This window comes from Dactylosporangium cerinum (genome assembly GCF_042653625.1).
In the GTDB taxonomy this organism is placed as follows: Bacteria; Actinomycetota; Actinomycetes; order Mycobacteriales; family Micromonosporaceae; genus Dactylosporangium; species Dactylosporangium cerinum.
Genome location: NZ_JBHSIU010000013.1, coordinates 1 through 19,598 on the forward strand (window position 1 = coordinate 1; position 19,598 = coordinate 19,598).

Here is a 19,598-nt window from a genome sequence, read left to right on the forward strand (position 1 = left end):
GGCGTCGGCCTGAGCCAAGAACCGCAAATGCTGGTGAGCGGCCCGAGCCGCTGCGCTGGCCGCTCACTCTCTCGCGATAGGCTCACCGACCGATGTCCGAAACCACACGCGCCCTCACTGACGCCCAGCGTCGTGCCGTGCACGAGCTGATGCGCGTCTCCCCCGTCGCCGACGAACTCGGCCGCCGGTTCGCAGCGGCCGGGCACGAGCTGCACCTCGTCGGCGGCTCGGTGCGCGACGCGCTGCTCGGGCGCCTCGGCGACGACCTGGACTTCACCACCGACGCGCTGCCCGAGCAGACGCTGCGGATCATCGACGGCTGGGCCGAGGCGGTGTGGACCACCGGCCAGGAGTTCGGCACGATCGGGCTCGCCCGCCACGGCCTGCGCATCGAGGTCACGACGTTCCGCGCGGACGCGTATGACCGGGTCAGCCGCAACCCGATCGTGAGGTATGGCGACAACCTCGTCGACGACCTGCGCCGCCGCGACTTCGCGGTCAACGCGATGGCCGTGTCCGTGCCCGGGCACGAGTTCACCGACCCGTATGGCGGCCTCAACGACCTCGCCGAGCGGGTCCTGCGCACCCCGGGTGCGCCCGAGGACTCCTTCGCCGACGATCCCCTGCGCATGCTGCGGGCCGCCCGGTTCGCCGCACAGCTGCGGTTCAGCGTTGCGCCGGAGGTGCGGGCAGCGATGGCCGCCATGGCCGGGGACCTCTCGAGGATCACCGCGGAGCGGATCCGGGACGAGTTCGTCAAGCTCATGTGCGGCGCAGACCCGATCACGGGGCTCCGGCTCCTGGTGGACACCGGCCTGGCCGAGACGTTCCTGCCCGAGGTGACCGGCCTGAAGCTGGAGATCGACGAGCACGCCCAGCACAAGGACGTCTACGAGCACACCCTGATCGTGGTCCGCAACGCGATCGGTCACGAGGCCGACGGGCCGGACTTCACGCTGCGCATGGCCGCCCTGATGCACGACGTCGGCAAGCCGGCGACCAAGGCGGTCGGCCCGGACGGCGGGGTGAGCTTCCACCATCACGAGGTCGTCGGTGCCCGGCTGACCAAGCAGCGGATGAAGGCGCTCAAGTTCCCCAAGGACGTGATCTCAGACGTCTCCGAGCTGGTCATGCTGCATCTGCGGTTCTACGGGTACGGCCGGGGCGAATGGACCGACTCGGCGGTGCGCCGGTATGTCACCGACGCCGGACCGCTGCTGACCCGCCTGCACAGCCTGACCCGCTCCGACGTGACGACCCGCAATCGGCGCAAGGCGGCGCAGCTGGCGGCCGACTACGACGCGCTGGAGACCCGCATCGCGCGGATCGCCGCCGAGGAGGACCTGGCCCGCGTCCGGCCCGACCTCGACGGCAACGCGATCATGGAACTGCTCGGGGTGCCGCCCGGCCCCGTGGTGGGTCGGGCCTGGCGGCACCTCAAGGAGCTGCGGCTGGAGCGCGGCCCGCTCGACCGGGACGAGGCCGAGGCGGAGCTGTTGCGCTGGGCTGCGGCCGAGGGCCTCACGAAACCCTGATCTCCGTGATCTGCACGGCCAGCTTCGGCGGACCGTCGGCACCCCCGGTGGTGGTGCCGGCGGCGGCGATCCGGTCCAGCAGATCCAGCCCGCTGGTCACCTGCCCGAACACGGAGTAGTCCGGCGGGATGTCGCTGTCCTTGTAGACGACGAAGAACTGGGAGCCGTTCGTGCCCGGCCCGGCGTTGGCCATCGCGAGCGTCCCCTGGGGGTAGGGCGGCAGCGTCGTCGGCAGGTTCTCCTCGCCGTACTGGTAGCCCGGCGTCCCGGTCCCGGTCCCGCCGGGGTCGCCGCACTGCAGCACCCACAGGCCCTCGGTGGTCAGCCGGTGGCAGGGCGTGTCGCTGTAGAAGTCGTCCCGGGCCAGATGGACGAACGAGTTGACCGTGCAGGGCGCCCGGTCCGCGTAGAGCTGGATGCCGATCGCGCCGAGGTTGGTCTCCAGGGTCGCGGTCGGCTTCCCCGTCAGCGTCGAGCGCGGCGCGGGCGTCGCCACCAGGCGGGGATCGCCACCGCCCCGGTCGGCCGGGGAGTAGGTGCACGGCACGCCCGTCCCTGCGGGCGGCATCGCGCCCGTCGGGCCGGCCGCGGGACCGCGACTGGTGCCGTTGTCGGGGCTCAGCTGCGCCTGCGCCCCCGGGGTGGTCTCGGCCGTGGACGCCGCCACCGAGACGACCGGCCCCGCCGTGGTGTCGACCGCGTCGTTGGCCCGCAGGTAGAGCAGGACCGTGCCGGCGCCGCTGAGGATCAGCAGCGCGGCGACCCCGCCGGCGACGGGAAGCAGCCACCGCCGCTTGCGCTGGACCGGCACCGCACCGGAGGGCGCGGCCGGAAAGCCGGGCGCGGCGTTCGGCGGCGCGCCCCGAGGAGGGCCTTGCGGTGGGTTCTGAGCAGCCCCTTGAGGCGGGCCTTGAGGCGGGCCCGGCTCGTCGGGATCGGGACCGGCTGAGAACTCCCCCGGTGGGTGGAAGTCCGGCACGTCTCCCGCGGGCACGGCCTGCCGCAGCCAGGCCGGCAGGGTCGGATCGGGCGCCGAGGGCGGCAAGGGCTCGGCCAGCTCGGGCGGCCGCGGCGCCCCGGGCCGCGGCGGTTCGTAGTCCGGCGGCTCGCTGTAGCTCGCGTGCTCGTAGCCCGGCTCGAAGTCGCCGTAGCCCGGCTCCGACGACGGCGGTTCATACGCACGGGACGGCAGGGAAGGCCGAGCCGGCGGCCCCGACTCCAGTTCGAACCTGCGTTGGGCGCGGCGACTGGAATCGGGATCCGGCGACGAAGCAGACAAAGGTGGTGGAGGCGATGACATTATGTGATCATACGATTACATACAGCTCAAAGTGGTAGTGCTGCCGCCAACGCCTTCGCCCGTTCCGCCCACGAGTGCTGCTCGGCGAACACCTGCCTGGCGGCCACCCGCGCCGGATCGGCGGACTCGGCGGCCGCCTCGCGCACCGCGGCCACCATCTCCTTCGGCGTGCTGGCGACCCGCACGAGCGGGGAGTCGAGCCAGTGCACGGCCGGCAGGTCGGTGCTCACCGGCGGCTTGCCCGCCGCGAGGTACTCCAGCGTCTTGAGCGGGAACGACGCCCGGTTGAAGGGCGTGTCCCGGTAGGGCGTGACCCCGACGTCGATGTGCCGCAGGAAGGACGGCAGCGACTCGAACGGCTGCCGGCCGACCCAGACCACGTTGGGTCGCTCGGTCAGCGCCGCGAACCGCTCCGGCTCCCAGCGCGCGTCGTGCGGCCCGACCAGCAGCAGCGAGATGCCGTCGTCGGCCAGTGCGGCGAGCAGCTCGAAGTCGGTGCGGTCGGAGAACTGGCCGATCACCCCGGCGACCGGTCCGGTGAGCTGCTTCGGCAGCACGGCCGGCTCACCCGGGACGCGGTACGCCGATGTCTGCACCCCGTTCGGAATCAGTTCGACCCGCTTGGCGCGCAGCCCGGTCCAACGCTCTGCCAGTACCGTGGAAACCGCCACCACCAGGTCGGCGTTGTCGAGCTGGCGGCGCTCGTCCTCGGCGACCCGCGCGGCGTCCTGCCCCATCAGCTCCGCGCCCGCGACATAGTCGTCCGTGCCGTAGAGCACCTTGGACACTCCGGGTCCCCAGCTGCGCAGCACGTCGACGAGGTTGCAGGCGATCACCGCGACCGGCCGCCGGTCGAGTTTGCGCAGCGCCCACCGGGTCTGCGAGCGGATCAGCGCCGCGGTGCTGACCTTGATGTAGGGGCGCGTGTGCAGCGGCAACACCCGCGGAGTCAGCCGCGTCACACCGTCGGAGACCAGACGTATCTGCGGGGCGACACCCAGGCGGGAGGCGCCGTAGCGGTAGCGGTCCGGGGTCGCCGCCGAGATCGGCGGATCGACCCAGAGGATGTCGGCATGAGGGGTGAGCGCGGCGGCGAGCAGCCGGTCAGAGCCGGTCACCCCGTCCCACGACGTTCCGGCGAAAACGACGACCAGCGGCTGAGGCACGGCGCTCATTCTCCCGGAGGGCGGGTGGCCGGTTCAACGCTGTCGGAACTCTGACCACCGCTGCGTCGTGCATGTGGCGATTCGGTCGGTTCTGCGCGTAGACGAGGTCAGCTACCGTCGCTACACGATCCCCCCTTACGGCCGCACCAAGCACCTGGGCTGGCCACCCCTGAACCCTGGAGGCAGACATGCAGCCGTGTCCTACCTGCGGCGGCATGGGCATTGATATGAACGGCTACTGCACGCAGTGCCGCACCTATCGAGGCGTCCCGCAGGCGCCGCAACCGCCGGTGAGCGGAACGCCATATAGTGGCGACCCGTACAGCGGCGCGCCCTATGCCGGCTATCAAGCCAGTGGACCCTCGTTCCCCGATCAGCAGGTCAGTGGCCCCGGCTACCCCGGCCAGACCAGCAGCCCCGGCTACCCGGGTCAGGTCAGCGGGCCGCCGGCGTTCCCGCCGACCACCTACGGCGGGCAGTACGGTGCGTCGCCGACCCCGCCGCGCAAGAACCGCTTCATGGTGCCGCTGATCGCGCTGTCCGGTGTGGTGGTGATCCTCGTGATCGCGATCGTCGCCGTGGTTGCCCTGCGCAAGGACGACCCGAAGACCGTCGCGGACCCCGGTAAGACCACCGGTTCGACCAGCAGCGCGAGCGCGCCGGCGGAGTCCAAGATCGACAAGTGTCTCGTCGGCACCTGGCAGACCTCGACCTTCACCCAGACCGCCGCGTTGGCCGGCGTCGAGGGCGGCGTGTCGATCAGCCTCACCAAGAACGGCTCGACGCTGAAGTTCACGTCCGACGGCAAACTCACCGAGACGTACCAGGACAGCGTCTACAGCGGCAGCCCGACCGTCCAGGGTCAGAAGGTGACGATCACGATCACCGTCAACGCGACCGTGAACTCGGACATCCAGACCGCCAGCGGCAGCATCGTCTACTCCAACGTGAAGACGAGCGGCAACACACTGACGACGACGTCGCTGGGCTACAGCCAGACCGACCCGTTCGAGGCGGACGACAACCCGGCGAAGTACACGTGCAACGGTGACAGCCTGACGTTCAGCACCCCCCAGATCCAGGCCACCGCGAAGCGCACGGCTAGCGGCTGATCAACGCCACGGAGGTCCCGTCGGGTTGCGCGATGTCGTCGCCGACCCGGCGGGCCCACCGGCCGCCCAGCACCGCGTAGGCGGCGGCGGCCAGCACATAGCCCAGCGCGACGATGCCCAGCACGACCGCCGACTGCCCGGTGTAGGGCAGGGTGAGCGCGCCGATGTAGATGCCGGCGACCAGCATGATGTTGAACGCGGTGTCGTTGATGCTGAACACCCGCCCCCGGAACTCGTCCGCGCACTCGTGCTGCAGTGACGTGTCCGTGACGATCTTGATCGCCTGCGCCGCCACACTGGTCACGAAGACCGCGCCGAGCAGCAGCGACGGGTCGAAGGGCAGCCCGAAGCCGAGGATCGCGGCGCCCGTGGTCGCCAGCACCGCCGTCACCCAGCGCCAGCCGCCGATCCGGCGGGCCACCGGCGGCGTCACGAAGGACGCCAGCAGCATGCCGACGCCTCCCGCGACAAAGGCCTTGGCGATGGTACTGAACGAGTCGCTGACCTCGTCGCCCGTGTTGAACACGGTGCGGAACAGCAACAGGCAGGCCAGCAGCACGACGCCGTAGAGCAACCGGAAGACGGACTGCGCCAGCACGAGATAGGCGGCGCCGCGCTTCGCCGCGAGGTGGCGGACCCCGGCGACCGTGCCGCGGTTGACCTCGCCGACCGCCTGCCGGATCGAGCTCTTGGTCTGCTGCGCGGCGTCGGGCCCGAGCTCGTCGGCGGTGAACGAGGACCTGCCGAGCAGCGCCGAGGCCAGGTAGAAGCCGGCGGCCATCGCGGCGACCAGGGCGTAACCGTGGAACGAGGTGGCCAGCACCGTCTTGATCAGTGCCGCGCCGGTGCCGATGCCGACGGAGAAGCTCAGCGAGCCGAGCGTCGCCGAGAACGAGTTGGCGGTCACCAGCATGTGGTCGTCGACCACGTGCGGGGTCGCCGCGGACAGCCCGGCCAGGAAGAACCGGTTCAACCCGGTCACCACCAGCGCCAGCAGGAACGGCGTCGGCGACTCGTGGCCCTGCCAGATGTACAGCGCGATCGGCAGCACCAGGACCGTGCGCAGCAGGTTGGTCCGGGAGATGATCGTGCGCCGCCGCCACCGGTCGAGGAACACCCCGACATACGGCCCGATCAGCGAATACGGCAGCAGCAGCACGGCGAAGCCGGCGGCGATCGCCATCCCGTCGGCGCGCTGCTCCGGGTTGAACAACACCGTGCCGGCCAGCGCGCCCTGGAAGAGCCCGTCGCCGATCTGCGCCACCATCCGCACGCCGAGCAGGCGGCGGAAACCGCGTTGCCGCAGGACTGCCCGCACGAAATGGGACTGCGGATGGGCGGCGGCGGTGACGGTGGACACGGCAAAAGCCTACGGCTCGTTCAGGCAGGTGCACCCGTCCTTCTACGGGTGCACCTGCCCCGACCGTGTCAGGCCTTCGGTGGCTCGACCGCCGCACGGCCGTTGACCGGCTCGTCGACGGCCATCCCGCTGAGCCGGCCGAGGAGTTTCGCCAGGTCGATGCCGGTCAGGTCGTTGCTGAGCTGCAGACCCTGGGCGACGTTGCCGGCGACCGACTTGGTCAGCGACGACGCCCCGTCGGTGGAGATGACGGTCATCCTGTCGATGTTGGCCATCGGCTCGCTGGCCGCCTTGACCACCTCGGGCATCACCCGCACCAGGAGGTCCAGGATCGCGGCCTCGCCGTAGGTGGCGAACGCGTCGGCCTTGAGCTTCATCGCCTCGGCCTCCGCCTGGCCGCGGGCCAGGATCGCCGACGCCTCGGCCGCGCCCTCCCGCTCCAGCGCCTCCGCGATCGCGACGCGCCGGCGCTGCTCGGCCTCGCCCTCCTTGGCGCCTTCGATCGCGTTGGCCTCGGCCAGCGCGGCCCGCCGGGACCGCTCGCCCTCACCGGTCAGGCGGGCCTGCTCGGCCGAGCCCTGGGCGGCGGCGATCACGGCCTGCCGCTGCGCCTCGGCCTTGAAGATCGCGGCGTTCTTCGCCGCCTCGGCCTCCTGCTCAACCCGGTAACGCTCGGCGTCGGCCGGCTTGCGCACCTCGGTGTCGAGCTGGCGCTGCTTGAGCTCGGCGTTGCGCTCGGCCACCTTCTGCTGCTCGGCCAGGATGATCTGCTCCCGCTCCGCCTGAGCGAGCGGACCGGCCGCGGCGGACCGGGCCTTCGCGGCGTCGATCTCGGCCTGGATCCCGGCCTGCTTGAGCGACAGGTTGCGGTTGGCCTCGGCGATCGCCTCCTCGGCCTTGAGCCGCTCCGACTCGGCGGCCTGGCGGGCGTGCGCCTCCGCGATCGCGGCGTCGCGGAGCACCCTGGCGGCCTCCGGACGGCCGAGGTCCTGCAGGTAGGACCCCTCGGCGAAGATGTCCTGCAGCTGGAACGTGTCGAGCACCAGTCCCTGGTTGGTCAGCGAGTGCTCGGCCTCCTCGGCCACCGCGCTGGCGAACGCGGTCCGGTCGCGGATGATCTCCTCGATGGTCAGCCGGCCGACGATCGAACGCAGCGCACCGGCGAGCACCTCGCTGGTGAACAGGTCGATGCCCTGCTGCTGGTTGAGGAAGCGCTGGGCGGCGGCCCGGATCGCATCCTCGGTGCCGCCGACCTTGACGATCGCGACGCCCTGCAGGTTGGCGCGGATGCCCTGCTTGCTGACCGCGCCGGTGATCTCGACGTGGATGCGGCGGCTGGACAGGTCGAGGACCTGCAGTTTCTGCACGATGGGCACCACGAACACCGAGGCGCCCATGACGACCTTCTGGCCGGACAGGTCGGTGGAGCGGGACCCGTCGAGCCCCTGCACCGACTTGCCCTTGCGGCCGGTGATGATGAACGCCTCGTTGGAACCGGCGACCTTGATCCGCGACACCACGAACAGCATCAGGAAGAGGACCAGCAGGACAGCGCCACCGATTGCGATGAGCAGGACCGTATTCATATGTCCGTCCCTTCTATAAAGGGGTTTCTTCGACAATCACGCTCGTGGAGCTGGTCGCCTCGACCACGAGAATCCGCGTGCCGAGCGGGATCGGGTGGTCGGCACGGGCACTGAGCTTCACCGGCTGCCCGCCGAGGGAGATCCGCACCTCGCCGAAACCGTTCACGGTGATCGGGGTGACGACCACGCCCGTGGTGCCGATCATGTCCCGCTGCGTCGGGGTGCCGTCGGTGCGCATGTTCATCGCCATCCGGGCGAGCCGGGTGGCCAGCCAGGCGGTTGGCACCGCGGCGACGACACCGCCGGCGGCCGCGACGGCCGTGCCACCAGGGACGCCGAGCGCCGACACGATGGCCGCGCCGAACCCGAACGCACCGACGAATCCCGCGATGGCCGGCAGGGAGAACACACCGCCGGCGTCCGGGTGGTCGATGTCGAAATGCAGGAGGTCGCCGATCAGCAGCGACAGGGCCAGGACGAGGACGCCGAGCCCGCCGATGATCAGAAACAGCACATCCACCGCCGGCCCCCTCCCCCGTCCCGCTGGCAACTGGAGGGTATCTATACGACGCAAATCTGACACTCACGTTTTCGGGCACAATTGGCGGCGTGCGTTGGGCGGAGATGCAGGCACCGATTGATGCGGTGGGGATCGCGGTGGATGACACCGGCGTGTGCGCGGTCCGTTTCGGCGGTGCGGCCGGCCCGCTGGCCGGCGACGACCCGGTGCTCGCGCGGGCGGTCGAGGAGCTGACCGCCTATTTCGCCGGCGATGCCGCGCCGTTCACGGTGCCGTTGTCCGTGCCCGGCGGTTCACAGTTCGAGCGGTCCGTCTGGCGGGCGTTGTGGGCCATCCCGTATGCGGAGATGCGCACCTACGGTCAGATCGCCGCCGCGGTCGGCGAGCCGGACGGGGCGCGGGCGGTCGGGGTCGCCTGCAACCGCAACCCGCTGCCGATCATCGTGCCCTGCCACCGGGTGGTGGGCGCCGACGGCAAGATGGTCGGCTTCGGCGGCGGGATCTGGCGCAAGAAGGTGCTGCTCGAGCTGGAGGCCAAGGTCCGCATCGAGCGGGAGTTCGGCCTGTTCTGAGTTTTCCGACTTCGGAGCTTTCTCCTACTTCGGGGCTTGCACGACGAACGCCCCCTCCGGAGGAAGGGGCGTTCGTCGTTTCGTGCAGGTATAGAGGTGCGAGCTCAGCGCTCGATCTCGCCCTTGATGAACTGCTCGACCGACGCGTGCGCGTCGTGGTCGTTGTACTGCACCGGCGGCGACTTCATGAAGTAGCTCGACGCGGACAGGATCGGGCCACCGATGCCCCGGTCCTTGGCGATCTTCGCGGCGCGCAGCGCGTCGATGATGACGCCGGCCGAGTTGGGGGAGTCCCAGACCTCGAGCTTCAGCTCCGCGTTGAGCGGGGTGTCGCCGAAGGACTTGCCCTCAAGCCGGATGTAGGCCCACTTGCGGTCGTCGAGCCACGGCACGTGGTCCGACGGGCCGATGTGGACGTCGGACTTCGCCATCTCGTGCGGGATCTGCGAGGTCACCGACTGGGTCTTCGAGATCTTCTTCGAGACCAGGCGGGTGCGCTCCAGCATGTTCATGAAGTCCATGTTGCCGCCGAAGTTGAGCTGGTACGTGCGCAGCAGCTCGACGCCACGGTCCTCGAACAGCTTCGCCAGCGCCCGGTGCACGATCGTGGCACCGACCTGGCTCTTGATGTCGTCACCGACGATCGGCAGCCCGGCGTCGGTGAACTTCTGCGCCCACTCGGGGTTGGAGGCGATGAACACCGGCAGCGCGTTGACGAAGGCGCAGCCCGCGTCGATGGCGGCCTGTGCGTAGAACTTGGCCGCCTGCTCCGAGCCGACCGGCAGGTAGCACACGAGCACGTCGACCTGCGCGTCGCGCAGCGCGGCGGTCACGTCGACCGGCTGCTCGTCGGACTCGTCGACCATCTCGCGGTAGTACTGACCCAGGCCGTCGAGGGTCGGGCCACGCTGGACGGTCACGCCGGTGGGCGGCACGTCGCAGAACTGGATGGTGTTGTTCTCACTGGCGCTGATCGCGGCGGCCAGGTCCTGGCCCACCTTCTTCGCGTCGACGTCGAACGCGGCGACGAACTGCACGTCACCGACGTGGTAGTCGCCGAACTTGACGTGCATGAGACCCGGTACCCGGTCATTCGGGTCGGCGGTGCGGTAATACTCCACGCCCTGGATCAGGGACGAGGCGCAGTTGCCGACACCGACGATGGCAACGCGGACGGAGCCCATCGCGGATGCCTCCTTCTTGTTGTTCACGATGACCGCTCCGGATCTGCCGAAGGCGGCTGAGGGGTGGTGCCATTGCGTTCGTTCGCAATGAGTTCTTCGAGCCAGCGGACCTCGCGCTCGCATGCGTCCAGGCCGTGGCGTTGCAGCTCCAGGGTGTAGGCGTCGAGCCGCTCCGCGGCCCGGCTCAGCACGTCACGCATGCCCTCGCGGCGCTCCTCGACCCGGCGGCGGCGGCCCTCGAGGATCCGCAGCCTGGTTGCCGGGTCGGTCCGCGCGAAGAACGCGAAATGGACCCCGAAACCGGCCTCGCTGTCATAGGTCTCAGGTCCGGCGGCGGTGAGCAGCTCCTGGAAGCGCTCCTTGCCTTCCGCGGTGATCGTGTAGACCACGCGGCCACGCTTACCGGTCAGCAACGGAACCTCGTCGGGTGACGCCGGCATGCCCGCCGGCGGCGCACCCTCGGAGATCCAGCCGTCGGTCTGTAGCCGACGCAGAGTTGGGTAGAGGGATCCGTAGCTGATCGCGGCCCGGAACGCGCCCAGCTTGGTGGTGAGCTGCTTGCGCAACTCATAGCCATGCATCGGGGACTCGTGGAGAAGGCCCAGGATCGCCAGGTCGAGCATTCCCAGCCTCCCTCCGTTCACCCGGCCGATGTATCGGTCCGATACATCGCAACGGTAGGCGCATGACCGAACGGGCGCAACGGCGCTGACCAAGTGGCCTGGGCCACAGCGCTGATCGTCTATCCGACGGTTACCGATCGTGACCGATGTCGCCGAGCGGCGCGGGACCGCGTACCCTCGGGCGCATGCGTACCCAGCGTCAGGTGGTCGACTTCTCCTTGCGGAGACGCGCCCTGCTGCGTGAGGTGCATTCCGGGCGCGTCGGCACCTATGAGGTGTGCGACGCGTCGCCATACCTGAAGAGCGCAGCGAAATTCCACGGCGAGCCGACGGACGAGCTGTGCCCGGTGTGCCGCCGGGAGAACCTCACCCATGTGCATTACATCTACGGGGATGAGCTGCGGCAGTCGTCCGGTCAGGCCCGCCGCCTGACGGAGCTGCCACTCCTGGCGATGACGCTGAGTGAGTTTCACGTCTACGTGGTGGAGGTCTGCCGCGACTGCGGCTGGAATCACCTCGTGGAGCAGTATCTGCTGGGTCGGGACGGCCTTGCGGCCGGATCGGACGATGGAGCCGGCGGTCGGTCGTCGACGCGGATCCGAGGAGGGGCGGCCGAGTGAACCTGGCCCGCAATCGTGGCGGGCCGATTTGCATCGAAGCCCTGACTGGCGGTGATCACCGCCCACGCGGCCAGCGGCCTCACGGCCGCTTGACCGCAAAGACCGCAGACTTGAGACCTGACCGACGAGTGGCTCAGCTCACAGACATGGTGGCGACGGAGCATGCGACAACGACGCAACCGGCAAGGTGGGACGAATGAACTACGGTGACCCGACCAACTCCCCCTCGGGCCGGGCGCAGGTTCCTGGATCCTTTCCGGGACCAGACGGTGATGACCCCTTCGGTGGCCCCCCGCTGCCGCCTCCTCCCCTGCCACCACCGCCGAGCAGCGGTGCGGCGGGCCGGGCGACGGTCGGCCGCGCGAGCATAGGCGGCCGCTCCGGCGACGAGCCGCGCACCGGGCGGGCCTCCGTGCCCGTGCCGGGTGCGTCCGGATCCGCGTCGGTGTCCGGCTCAGCGTCCGTGTCCGGCTCCGCGTCGGTCTCCGGTTCGGCCTCCGTGTCCGGCTCCGCGTCGGTGCCCGGCAGCGGATCTCCGGCGGGCCGCGCGACGGTCGGCCGGGCGACGGTCGGCCGCGCGTCGGTCTCCATGTCGTCCGGTGCCGAGGGGTTCGGCGACGGTCCGGGCGGTCCCGGTGGCCCGGGTGGCCCCGGTGGCCCGGGTGGCCCCGGCGGTCCTGGTGGTCCCGACGGCCCTGGCGGCAGCGGCTCCGGCCGGGGCAGGAGCGGCAGCGCGAAGGCGAAGCGCCGGCGCCGCCGCAACATCGTCATCGCCGCGATCGCCGCGTTCATCATGATCGCCGGCATCGGCATGGTCAGCGGCACGTATTACTTCGACCAGGTCGCGCTGCCGGAGAACCTGGCGATGGAGCAGTCGACCACGATCTACTACGCCGACGGCGTCACGCCCATGGGCCGCATCGGTGACAAGAACCGGACGGTCGTCCCGTTCGACCAGATTCCGCTCGACGTGCAGCACGCCGTCGTCGCGGCCGAGGACAACACCTTCTACACCAACGACGGCGTCGACTACAAAGGCGTCGTCCGCGCGGCGTGGAACAACGTCACCGGCGGCGACCGGCAGGGCGCCTCGACGATCAGCCAGCAGTATGCCAGGAAGTGGGCCGAGCTCGAGGGCGTCTCCTACGCGCGAAAGCTGCGCGAGGCCGTCATCGCGTTGAAGCTCAACCAGGACTACACCAAAGACCAGATCATGACGATGTACCTCAACATCGTCTACTTCGGTCGCGGGGCGTACGGCATCCAGGCCGCCTCCATCGCGTACTTCAACAAGCCCGCGAAGGACCTGACGCTGGCTGAGGGCATGGTCCTCGCCGGCATCATCAAGAGCCCCGACAGCGCCGGCGGCAAGGGCAGTCCCTTCGACCCGAACATCGACAAGCAGCAGGCCACGGACCGCTTCAACTACATCAAGAACCAGATGATCAAGTTGAACTTCGTGAAGTCCGAAGAGGCCGAAGCGAAGATGGCCTACCCGGCGAAGGTCATCACGCCAGCCGAGTCCAGGGCCAACGCGATCAAGACCCAGGGCAGCATGGACAAGCCCGAGGGCCTGATCGTCCACCACGTCCTCGACGAGGTGGCCAAGCTGACCGACCCGAAGACCGGCGCCCTGCTCTACGAGGGCGTCGACGCCGACGGCAGCAAGAACTTCGACAAGATCGCCAACGGCGGTCTGAAGATCGTCACCACGATCGACCAGAAGCTGCAGCAGGCCGCGGTTCAGGAGGCCAGCCGCAACCCGGAGTCGCGGATCAACAAGTACCCGGGCAACCTGCAGGCCGCCCTCGTGTCGGTCGAGCCAGGCACCGGTGCGGTCAAGGCCTACTACGGCGGCGACAGCGGCAACGGCGGCGACTTCGCCGGCTACTACAACGACCCGGTGCTCAGCAACGGCGAGGACAGCTGCTGCGGCGGCCACCCGCCGGGCTCGACGATGAAGGTCTACACGCTGGCGACCGGTCTCATGAACGGCTACCGGATCGACTCCTACTGGAACGGCGACTCCCCGCAGCAGTTCCCGGCGAGTGGTCGAACCGCGAAGAACCCGGTCAAGAACGCCGGTGAGGGCAACGTCTCCTCGCCGAAGTGCAAGTCGGGCGACGGCAAGTGGTGCACCTTGGAAGAGGTCACCGTCATGTCGCTCAACGTGCCGTTCTTCGCACTCGCCGAGAAGGTCGGCCCGGCCAAGGTGATCGACACCGCCCGCGCGGCCGGCATCACCGACATGTGGGCCAACGTCGACGGCAAGTCGAAGAAGATCGACCTGACGACCAACAAGGGCTCCGACGTGTTCCCGAAGTACTTCAACACCGAGGTCGCCTTCGGTCAGTACCCGGTGACCGTCCTCGAGCACGCCGGCGGCATCGCCACCTTCGCCGCCCGCGGCGTCGCGGCGAAGACCCACTTCCTCAAGGAGGTGTGGGAGAACGGCAAGAAGACCTACGGCGAGGTGATCAACCCGAAGCGCATCCCGGGCTTCACCGACCAGATGGCCGACGACCTCAACACCGTCCTGCAGGGCGTGCCAGAGCACTACAGGCTGAAGCTCAAGGACGGCCGCCAGATCGCCGGCAAGACGGGCACCTGGCAGCTGGGCCAGACCACCTCCAACGCGCACGCGTGGTTCGTCGGCTACACCGCCTACGACCCGGCCAAGAAGTCGCCGGGCCTGGCGACCGCGGTGTGGGTCGGCAACAAGGCCGAGGAACAGAAGATCGTCGACAGCAAGGGCGCCGGCGTCATCGGCGGCAACCTGCCCGGCCCGATCTGGGTGGACTTCATGGACAAGGCCGAGGCGATCATCAAGCAGCCGAAGATCAACTTCCCGGGGCCGAAGCACGTCGGCAACCTGGAGGTCGGCACCGGTGTCTCGCCGCAGCCGAGCATGCCGGTCGACCCGAACCTGCCGAGCGGCGGTCCGGGCTTCCCCGGCCCCGGCAACACCCAGAGCCCCGGCAACGGCGGCAACGGCGGCGGCATCATCCCGACGGTCACGCCGACCCGAAGGCGCTGATCCGGGCGGGCCGAAGATGTGCGGCCACGGTAACGGCGGTATGTTCGCCGGGACCGTGGCCGCTGTCGTTGGGGGTGTGGGTTGGAAGCGGGCAGGCTGAAGGCCGTCCGGTGGGGGCTGCTCGCGCTGTTCGTGGCGCTGGTGGCCTATGCGCACTGGTGGTATGGCATCCGGCACCACTTCTACGACCTCACGATCTACCGCCTGGCCATCGACTGGTGGCTCGACGGGCACGACCTCTACACATTCACCAAACCGGACGACACGCAGGGCGCGCTCGGCTTCACGTATCCGCCGTTCGGCGCGATGGTGCTGGTCCCGTTCGCGCTCCTGACCAAGAACGCCGCCGTGACCGTCTACGCCGTCATCGCCGTCGCCGGTCTGCTCGTCACCACCTACTGGCTGGTCGCCCCGGTGGTGCGCCGGCACGGCTGGTCGTTGCCGTTCATGCTGGTGCTGTCGACCGTCGTGTTCAGCACGCTCGAGCCGATCCGTGAAACGTTCAGCTTCGGCCAGATCAACGTGCTGCTCATCGTGCTCATCCTGGCCGACCTGCTGATCCTGCTGCCCCGGGAGAGCCGGTGGGCGGGCGTGCTCATCGGCCTTGCGGCCGCGATCAAGCTGACCCCGGCGATCTTCATCGTGTACCTGCTGGTCAGCCGGCGATACCGGGCCGGCATCACGGCGATCGTGAGCGCTGCGGTCGCGACGCTCCTCGCCGCCGCGGTCGCACCCCGCGCCTCGTGGGACTTCTGGAGCGACACCCTGTGGAAGGGCGACGGGATCGGCAACAAGGCCTACATCCCCAACCAGTCGCTGCGCGGCCTTCTTGCCCGCTATGACGCGCCCGGGTGGCTGTGGGTGCTGCTGGTCCTGGCCGTCGTCGCGGTGGGACTCTGGCGCGCCCGCCGGGCCGCGCTCGCCGGCGACGAGCTCGTCGGGCTCACCATCGCCGGTTTCGTCGGCTGCCTGGCCAGCCCGATCACCTGGATTCACCACCTGTACTGGTTCGTGCCGGCGTTGGTCGTCCTGGTCGACGCGGGCCGGCGATGGCTGGCGGTATTGATCGCGGTCACCGTCGGCGTCGGCATGGTGTCGCTGTACGACCAGGGCCTGCCCGTCGACCCCTGGGGCAAGGGCGTCCTGGGCTTCTTCATCGAGAACTGGTATGTGCTGCTCGCCGCGGCGCTGCTGTTCGCACTGCCGATCCGGCGGGTCGACGGGCAAACCACGTCGGGTGGTGCACCCGCCTCGGAGGTTGCGACGGTACGGTGATGCGATGCCGCCGACTGTGCGACCCGAGCACCGCCTGAGTGACGAGCCCGCCACCTCCGACCGCTTCGTCGGTGGCCTCTCCGAGTCGATCGGTGGGCCCCTGGGCAGTCACGCAGTGCGGACGTCGAGCCGTTTCTGGACCCCCGCGCGAGTGGTCCTGCTGCTGATCTGCGCCATGCTCAGCTTCTCCTGGATGCAGAAGTCCCCCTGTCGTGACGGCGCCTGGGCGGACATGAAGCAGTACAAGTACTTCTGCTACACCGACGTGCTGGCCCTGTACTACGCCGAAGGGCTGAACGAAGGCCAGGTCCCCTATGCCGACCACCAGGTCGAGTACCCGGTCCTGACCGGCGCGTTCATGGGCGTCCTCGGCCTGCCCGTGCACTCCCTCGGCCAGCAGGGAGCGATCGACAACCCGGGCCAGACCTTCTACGACCTCAACGCCGTGGTCCTCAGTGCGTTCGGCATCGCCGCGGTCGCCGCCACGATCGCCGTGCGCCGACGAAGGCCCTGGGACGCCGCGATGTTCGCCGCGGCACCCGCGCTGTTCGTGTCCGCGACCGTCAACTGGGACCTCTTCTGCGTCGGCCTCGCCGCCATCTCGATCACGTTCTGGGCCAGACGAAGACCACTGCTCGCCGGTCTCTTCCTCGGCCTGGCGACGGCCGCGAAGTTCTATCCGGTGCTGATCCTCGGCGCGCTGCTGGTGCTGTGCATACGCACCGGCAAGTGGAAGGAAGCGCTCGCCACGTTCGGTGTCGGCGCCGCCACCTGGCTGGCGATCAACGTGCCGGTCGCGATCCTCTACTGGGACTCGTGGATCAAGTTCTGGGACTTCAACTCCCAGCGCGGCATCGACTGGGGCACCCTCTGGTACATCGGAGCGCACTTCCCGCGCGGCGCCGGGCAGTACGGGTTCCAGTACTTCCAGAACCTCGACCTGGACCCCGAGCACGCCACCCTGAACGTGTTGTACCTCGGCCTGTTCCTGCTCTCCTGCGTCGGCATCCTGATCATCGGCCTGAGGGCGCCGATCCCGCCGCGCCTGGCGCAACTCGCGTTCCTGATCGTGGCCGCGTTCCTGATCACCGGCAAGGTCTGGTCCCAGCAGTACGTCCTGTGGCTGATCCCCCTCGCGGTGCTCGCCCGTCCCCGCTGGGGTGCGTTCCTCGCCTGGCAGGCGGCCGAGGTGCTCTACTTCGTGTCGTTCTACGGCGAGCTCATGGGCGCCTCGGGCCGGCAGGTGTTCCCGGAGGGCGTGTTCGTGCTCGCCTCGATCCTGCGGCTGGTCACGCTCGCGGTGCTGGTCGGCTACGTGATCCGCGACATCTGGCACCCGGAGATGGACGTCGTGCGGGACACCTACGAGGGCGAGGATCCCGACGGCGGGGTCTTCAACCGTGATGAGGCCGAGCCACCACTGATCGCTCCGCCATCGCTCGTCAAGACGCTGTAGTTGATCGCACAAAAGGGCCGGCGGAATCCGCCGGCCCTTTTGTGTTGCTGCGTCCCGTCCCTGGTCAGCGGTCCTCGACCTGGTAGAGCACGACGTCGCCCTGCTCCGTGCGGGTCAGGCCCAGGCCGTCGATCGGCGCGTCGATCGCCCGCTCATAGGCGGTGCCCAGCGCCTGGCTGCGAACCACGACCACGGTCCGGATGCCCCGCTCCCGCAGCGCCGCGACGGTCCCCTCGTCCGGGAACTGCTGCATCGTCAGCCGCAGCTCCTGCTGGTCCATCGGCGTGAAGCCGCTGCCACCGTTGACGATCTTCGGGAACCCGTCGGTGCTCCACAGCATGACGTTCATGTCGAACAGCTCATGGCTCGGCAGCACCATCAACGGACCCTGCACCGTGCTCATCGCCACCGGCGTGTTCGGCACTACGGGATGCGGGGTGCTGTGCGTGCCCTCGAACAGCACCAGCATCACCGGGATCAACGTGGCCAGGCGCGGGAAGAACCCGGCCCGATCCCTGCGCTCCGTCTGCGTCCGGTCGGCGAACAGCTCCACCGCCCGCTCCGCGAACGCGCTGACCGCACCGGCCGCGAGCAGCGCCAGGAAGAGGGTCGTCCACACCACCAGACGCCCCGACGTGCGGATGCCGTCGAAGCCCGGCAGCGCCCGGTACAGCGCCAGGTAGCCGAACTCACCCTTGCCGAAGCCGTTGGTCCCCATCGCCAGCGCGACCGTGCCCACGACGCCGATCAGCATCCAGATCCGGTGTTTGACCCGCCACGTCGAGACGAACAGCCCGGCGAACGCCAGCCCGTACAGGAAGAAGCCGGGCAGCAGCGCCATCTCCGGCGCCCAGGTCAGCGTGCCGCGGGCGGCCCTGTACGCCTCGCCCCACAGCCACGACTCCGGCGGGGCGATGAAGAACCCCTTCAACGGCGGCGAGAACAGCCCGACCAGTTCCTCGCTGCGTCGCGCATACGGGTGGTCCTTGAGCACCTGCAGGTAGGGATACGCCATCAGCCCGCCGACTGCGGCGAAGATTGCCCCGCCGCCGAGGTTGGCGAAGAACAGCTTCCAGCCGAACGGCCGGGTGACCCCCCACTTCCGCACGTGCCGGTAGCCCCACGACACCGCCGTCGCCACCACGATCAGCAGCAGCGCATAGACGAACGGGATGCCGATGCCGAAGCCCAAACTGATCTGCCAGGCCGCGACCAGCCAGCCGGCGAGCACCCAGCCCCACCGCCGCCGGTCCGGCTGGTAGCCGTCCCGCAGCGAGAAGCCGTGCCCGCGGGCGAGCATCGCCAGCGCCAGCGCGATCCCGCCGATCGACAGCACGTGCAGGTGACCCGCCTGCCCCAGCCGCCACGGCGCATAGGCGAACGCGGCACCGGCGACGACCGCACCGGTCGGACGGGCGCCCAGCTGCCGGGCCAGCACATAGGCACCGAAGAACGCGAGCGCGAAGATCAGCACGTAGATGATGTTGTACCGCACGAGCGCCGCCACCGGCCCGCTGCCGATCATGCCGGCGGGCGCGTAGCCGAGCAGCGTGTCCGAGAACGCGTAGCTGTACTTGTCCGGGAAGAACGCGTTGGCGTTCCACAGCTGCGCCGGGTTGGTGGTGAGGATGTGCCCGCCCCACGACATCTGCCAGGCCTGCAGCGTCGGGTCCGCGATGTCCTGCGGGATCGTGGTCGCCGGGTGCCGCAGGGTCGGCCAGGTCATGACCATGGCGAGCAACACCGAACCGACCGCGGCCATGGTCCACTCGTGACCGAGGAAGTCCCCGACGGCGTTGCCGACCCGGGCCGCCACCCGGCGGGCCCGGCCGGGCACCGCTTCAGGGACGGGCGCGAAGGAGCCGAACGGATCCTGGTCCTTGGCCTTGACGAGGCTCACCCGCTGGTCGGCCTGCGCGGGATCGGCTGTCGCGGCGGCTTTCCCGGCCGTCGCGGCGTCCTGCTCGCCTTCGTTGCCGCCCGCTGCCCCAACCGGTGCCTTGGCTGGCTCGGTCGCCGCTTCCGCGCCGTCTGCTGCGTTGGTGCTGCTGGCCGCTGCCGTGCGGGCTGTCTTCGGGGTGCTGGCTGCGTCCGTGGTGCCTGCCTTCGAGGCGGCCGTTGGCTCGGCGCCCTTGGCTTCTTCGGCGGGCGGGGACTCCTCCGCGGATGCTGCCGCGCCCCTGGCTGCGGGCTTTCCGTTGCCGGAGGCCGGCTCCTCGCGGGCTGGCACTGCCGGCTCCGGCTCCTCGGAC

At 69.6% G+C, this 19,598-nt stretch carries 15 protein-coding genes; 7 read left to right on the plus strand and 8 right to left on the minus strand.

Annotated features, from left to right (window positions below; genetic code table 11):
* Positions 1-92: 92 nt before the first annotated feature.
* Positions 93-1,535 carry a CCA tRNA nucleotidyltransferase gene (locus ACFPIJ_RS12185; RefSeq protein ID WP_380114849.1) on the plus strand — a complete coding sequence of 481 codons (1,443 nt, stop codon included), beginning with the start codon at positions 93-95 and terminating at the stop codon, positions 1,533-1,535.
* On the opposite strand, the gene ACFPIJ_RS12190 is transcribed toward ACFPIJ_RS12185, so the two are convergent.
* Both ACFPIJ_RS12190 and ACFPIJ_RS12195 read right to left on the minus strand, forming a co-directional pair.
* Positions 1,522-2,346, minus strand: coding sequence for a peptidylprolyl isomerase (locus ACFPIJ_RS12190; RefSeq protein WP_380114850.1), 825 nt, complete (start codon positions 2,344-2,346; stop codon positions 1,522-1,524). The genes ACFPIJ_RS12185 and ACFPIJ_RS12190 overlap by 14 nt on opposite strands.
* Positions 2,347-2,861: 515 nt before the next feature.
* On the minus strand, positions 2,862-4,001 hold the full coding sequence (locus ACFPIJ_RS12195; protein WP_380114851.1) for a glycosyltransferase: 1,140 nt from the start codon (positions 3,999-4,001) through the stop codon (positions 2,862-2,864).
* A 215-nt stretch (positions 4,002-4,216) separates the two neighbouring features.
* On the opposite strand from ACFPIJ_RS12195, the gene ACFPIJ_RS12200 reads away from it, so the two are divergent.
* Entirely contained in the window at positions 4,217-5,113 is an 897-nt protein-coding gene (locus ACFPIJ_RS12200) for a hypothetical protein (RefSeq protein WP_380114852.1), read from the plus strand.
* Here ACFPIJ_RS12200 and ACFPIJ_RS12205 read toward each other — a convergent pair.
* The 3 genes from ACFPIJ_RS12205 to ACFPIJ_RS12215 form a co-directional block, all read right to left on the minus strand.
* Positions 5,103-6,473 (minus strand): MFS transporter, encoded by a 1,371-nt coding sequence (locus tag ACFPIJ_RS12205; protein WP_380114853.1) that lies wholly within the window; start codon positions 6,471-6,473, stop codon positions 5,103-5,105. The genes ACFPIJ_RS12200 and ACFPIJ_RS12205 overlap by 11 nt on opposite strands.
* Before the next feature lie 68 nt (positions 6,474-6,541).
* Positions 6,542-8,059 (minus strand): flotillin family protein, encoded by a 1,518-nt coding sequence (locus ACFPIJ_RS12210; RefSeq protein ID WP_380114854.1) that lies wholly within the window; start codon positions 8,057-8,059, stop codon positions 6,542-6,544.
* 13 nt (positions 8,060-8,072) lie between these two features.
* Positions 8,073-8,579 carry an NfeD family protein gene (locus tag ACFPIJ_RS12215; protein ID WP_380114855.1) on the minus strand — a complete coding sequence of 169 codons (507 nt, stop codon included), beginning with the start codon at positions 8,577-8,579 and terminating at the stop codon, positions 8,073-8,075.
* An 89-nt stretch (positions 8,580-8,668) separates the two neighbouring features.
* Between ACFPIJ_RS12215 and ACFPIJ_RS12220 the strand changes: the two genes are divergently transcribed.
* Positions 8,669-9,151: a methylated-DNA--[protein]-cysteine S-methyltransferase gene (locus ACFPIJ_RS12220; RefSeq protein ID WP_380114856.1), complete on the plus strand. Its 483-nt coding sequence runs from the start codon at positions 8,669-8,671 to the stop codon at positions 9,149-9,151.
* A 104-nt stretch (positions 9,152-9,255) separates the two neighbouring features.
* Here the strand turns inward: ACFPIJ_RS12220 and ACFPIJ_RS12225 are convergent, their stop codons facing one another.
* On the minus strand, positions 9,256-10,335 hold the full coding sequence (locus ACFPIJ_RS12225; RefSeq protein WP_380115206.1) for an inositol-3-phosphate synthase: 1,080 nt from the start codon (positions 10,333-10,335) through the stop codon (positions 9,256-9,258).
* A gap of 23 nt (positions 10,336-10,358) precedes the next feature.
* Positions 10,359-10,958, minus strand: a complete 600-nt coding sequence (locus ACFPIJ_RS12230) for a PadR family transcriptional regulator (protein WP_380114857.1) — start codon at positions 10,956-10,958, stop codon at positions 10,359-10,361.
* Positions 10,959-11,143: 185 nt separating this feature from the next.
* Here ACFPIJ_RS12230 and ACFPIJ_RS12235 point away from each other — a divergent pair, with 185 nt between their 5' ends.
* The 4 genes from ACFPIJ_RS12235 (at position 11,144) to ACFPIJ_RS12250 (ending at position 17,346) form a co-directional block, all read left to right on the plus strand.
* Positions 11,144-11,578 (plus strand): DUF5318 domain-containing protein, encoded by a 435-nt coding sequence (locus tag ACFPIJ_RS12235; protein ID WP_380114858.1) that lies wholly within the window; start codon positions 11,144-11,146, stop codon positions 11,576-11,578.
* Positions 11,579-12,023: 445 nt separating this feature from the next.
* Complete coding sequence (locus ACFPIJ_RS12240; protein WP_380114859.1) at positions 12,024-14,615, plus strand: transglycosylase domain-containing protein; 2,592 nt, start codon at positions 12,024-12,026, stop codon at positions 14,613-14,615.
* A gap of 81 nt (positions 14,616-14,696) precedes the next feature.
* Positions 14,697-15,890 carry a glycosyltransferase 87 family protein gene (locus ACFPIJ_RS12245; protein WP_380114860.1) on the plus strand — a complete coding sequence of 398 codons (1,194 nt, stop codon included), beginning with the start codon at positions 14,697-14,699 and terminating at the stop codon, positions 15,888-15,890.
* A gap of 4 nt (positions 15,891-15,894) precedes the next feature.
* The gene (locus ACFPIJ_RS12250) at positions 15,895-17,346 is read left to right on the plus strand and encodes a glycosyltransferase family 87 protein (RefSeq protein WP_380114861.1); all 1,452 of its coding nucleotides are present in this window, start codon (positions 15,895-15,897) and stop codon (positions 17,344-17,346) included.
* 64 nt (positions 17,347-17,410) lie between these two features.
* On the opposite strand, the gene ACFPIJ_RS12255 is transcribed toward ACFPIJ_RS12250, so the two are convergent.
* Positions 17,411-19,576 carry a hypothetical protein gene (locus tag ACFPIJ_RS12255; RefSeq protein WP_380115207.1) on the minus strand — a complete coding sequence of 722 codons (2,166 nt, stop codon included), beginning with the start codon at positions 19,574-19,576 and terminating at the stop codon, positions 17,411-17,413.
* Between the last annotated feature and the right edge of the window lie 22 nt (positions 19,577-19,598).

Excerpts from the sequence above, each read along its gene's own strand:
- ACFPIJ_RS12250 (WP_380114861.1), top strand. The coding sequence starts at position 15,895 with ATGCCGCCGACTGTGCGACCCGAGCACCGCCTGAGTGACGAGCCCGCC.
- ACFPIJ_RS12200 (WP_380114852.1), top strand. The coding sequence starts at position 4,217 with ATGGGCATTGATATGAACGGCTACTGCACGCAGTGCCGCACCTATCGA.
- ACFPIJ_RS12185 (WP_380114849.1), top strand. The coding sequence starts at position 93 with ATGTCCGAAACCACACGCGCCCTCACTGACGCCCAGCGTCGTGCCGTG.
- ACFPIJ_RS12225 (WP_380115206.1), bottom strand. The coding sequence starts at position 10,335 with ATGGGCTCCGTCCGCGTTGCCATCGTCGGTGTCGGCAACTGCGCCTCG.
- ACFPIJ_RS12210 (WP_380114854.1), bottom strand. The coding sequence starts at position 8,059 with ATGAATACGGTCCTGCTCATCGCAATCGGTGGCGCTGTCCTGCTGGTC.
- ACFPIJ_RS12230 (WP_380114857.1), bottom strand. The coding sequence starts at position 10,958 with ATGCTCGACCTGGCGATCCTGGGCCTTCTCCACGAGTCCCCGATGCAT.
- ACFPIJ_RS12235 (WP_380114858.1), top strand. The coding sequence starts at position 11,144 with ATGCGTACCCAGCGTCAGGTGGTCGACTTCTCCTTGCGGAGACGCGCC.